Source organism: Natrinema soli, from assembly GCF_028618695.1.
In genome coordinates, this window is record NZ_JAQIVI010000068.1 from 1 (window position 1) to 2,278 (window position 2,278).

The window sequence follows — 2,278 nt, forward strand, 5'->3', positions numbered from 1 at the left end:
CGCGGCGGCGACGTTGGCGGCGCTGCCGCCGCCGGACTGGCGTTGCGAGCGGATCGAGGCCTCGCCGTCGGGTTCGGGGAGTCTGTCGACGCGAAGGGTCACGTCCCAGTTAACGTGGCCGGCCGTGAGCACCGGTATCGGATCCATTCGATGATAGCGGGAAGACGGTATCCGCCGGCAAAAACCTAGGCGAGCGCGGCGGCGGGGTACACCGCCGCGACGTATCGTTCCGAGGGGGTCGGTGATCGGCTTCTCGAGCCCTCACGCGGATTGCTGTACCGGGTTCCCGGCGCAACGGCGACCGTCCTGTGGGTGCGTCGAAACCGACGTCCAGCAGTCCGTCTCAGCTCACGATGAACAGCAGCGTGTTGTGGGTGGCCGGGCCGAGACCGACCGCGGCGACCAGCGCGAGGAGCGTGCGAGCCTGTCGCGGTGCCTCTTCGACGTACTCCCGGAACAGCCCGAGGATGACCATCGCGAGCGAGACTTTGAGGAGGACGAACAGCCAGCCCGCACCGATGTACTCGGCCGTCGGCAGCGCCTCCCCGGCCTCGAGGACCAGCAGGGAGAGGGGAACGTCTTCACCGGCCCCGATGACGTCGTACCCGATCGCGGTCGTGACGCCGTCGAGCGTGTGTCCGAAGACGACGAGTGCACCCGTCGTGCCCGTGGTCGTTGCGATGTCGGTGAACCAGAGGCTCAACCCGATCCAGGCGATGGCGGTGACGATACCGGCGACGACGACGGCGATGACGGGCCAGAACGGTTCGAAGACTCCTGCTTCGATGCTCCGGAAGATCGTAAACATCGTGAAGACGGTGAAAAACGCCGTTCCGGCGATCCCGACGAACCGCGCGATCGTCGGCTGGAGACCGCCGACGTGGAGAAAGATCGCGATGATCCAGACGCTCCCCGCGATGATCGCCGTTATCGCGTAGACCATCGGGGCGCTGAACAGGGACTCGATACTCGCCGGGAACACGTCTCTCTGGAACGCGTCCATCTTGTAGAGGACGTGCAGACTCGCGCCGAACATCATCCAGGGCGCGAACGCCAGCACCGTGCGATCGGTCACCGGCGGCTCGAGCGCCCACAATAGCGCGAGGGCGCTGCCGAGAAGGACGATGACCGGCACCAGCAGGTACCACGGCGGGACGACGAACCCCTCGGGTAATACCATAGCGGGAATAGCTCACACCAGTGACTAACACTTTCCGATTGTCGAATACTATCGGCGGAGACGTACTGTCGCATTCACATCCGTGCCGTCACTACGTGGGTTCGACGCGTCGTCGAATGCGTTATATGGTCTGCCCGTAACTGCGTCCCGGCGCACCCGCATGGCGGGTCGCGGGTGCGCCAGAAGCGACTGACAGTCGTCCGTCTCAGGCGTCCCACGGGTCGTCGGTCAGTTCGCCGAACAGCTCCCGCATGAGCGTCACGATGCTCTCCGGCGGAAACTGACCGCGTTCGGTGACGATGGCGTCGACGTACCGCGGTGGCGTGACGTCGAACGCGGGGTTCTCGACGGTCAGTTCGGCCTTGTGCGAGCGGGCGTCGCCGTCCATCGCCGCCGTCTCGCTGGTGGCCTCGTCGCTCGCGTCCGTGCCGGTGATCGCCGCCCGTTCCTCGTCCGACAGGATCTCCGTTTCGTCTCGCATCTCGATCTCGACGGTGTGGCCCGTCATCGTGTCCGGATGGAGCTTGATCGTCTGGGCCGCGACCACCACCGGCACGCCCCGCTCGCGGGCGTTGACCGCCAGACCGCTCGTCCCGATCTTGTTGATCACGCTGCCGTCCGCCGCGATGCTGTCGGCCCCGACGAGCACGTGATCCGCCCGATCGAGGTACCGGCGGGCCGCGTTGTCCGCGATCAGCGTCACCGGCACGCCCCACTCGCGCAACTGTCGCGCCGTGATGTGCCCCTGCTTTCGCGGTCGCGTCTCCTTGACGATCGCCTCGAGGTCCGTTCCGCCTTCGATCGCGGCCTCGAGACACGAGAGGGCGTCCGTCGAGTGGCAGTGGGTCATGACGACGTCGCCGTCTCGCAGTCGGTTCGCGCCGATCTCACCGAGTCGATCCTGCGCCTGTGCGAGGTCGCGCTGGAATGCCTCGGCGCAGGTAATCGTCGATTCTCGGAGGTCGGCGACGGTGTCGCCGGTCATCCCCCGAAGCACGTACCGAAGGGCGTTCGGGAGGCTGACCGCCGTCGGCCGCGTCTCGTAGAGCGTCCGTGCGGCGGTCCGGAGTTCCCGCCGGAACGCCGCGGGGCTCTCGG

At 66.8% G+C, this 2,278-nt stretch carries 2 protein-coding genes and 1 pseudogene; all 3 read right to left on the bottom strand.

Features of this window, described 5'->3' with window-relative positions:
• Positions 1-147, bottom strand: a pseudogene (locus tag PGX04_RS04190) (carbohydrate kinase family protein); the annotation flags it as partial.
• A gap of 196 nt (positions 148-343) precedes the next feature.
• Positions 344-1,180 carry a DUF63 family protein gene (locus tag PGX04_RS04195; protein WP_273737359.1) on the bottom strand — a complete coding sequence of 279 codons (837 nt, stop codon included), beginning with the start codon at positions 1,178-1,180 and terminating at the stop codon, positions 344-346.
• Between the two features lie 205 nt (positions 1,181-1,385).
• Positions 1,386-2,278, bottom strand: an 893-nt coding sequence (locus PGX04_RS04200) for a ribose 1,5-bisphosphate isomerase (RefSeq protein WP_273737360.1), incomplete at its 5' end; no start/stop codon positions are given.

Coding starts and splice junctions, on each gene's coding strand:
- PGX04_RS04195 (WP_273737359.1), bottom strand. CDS start 1,180: ATGGTATTACCCGAGGGGTTCGTCGTCCCGCCGTGGTACCTGCTGGTG.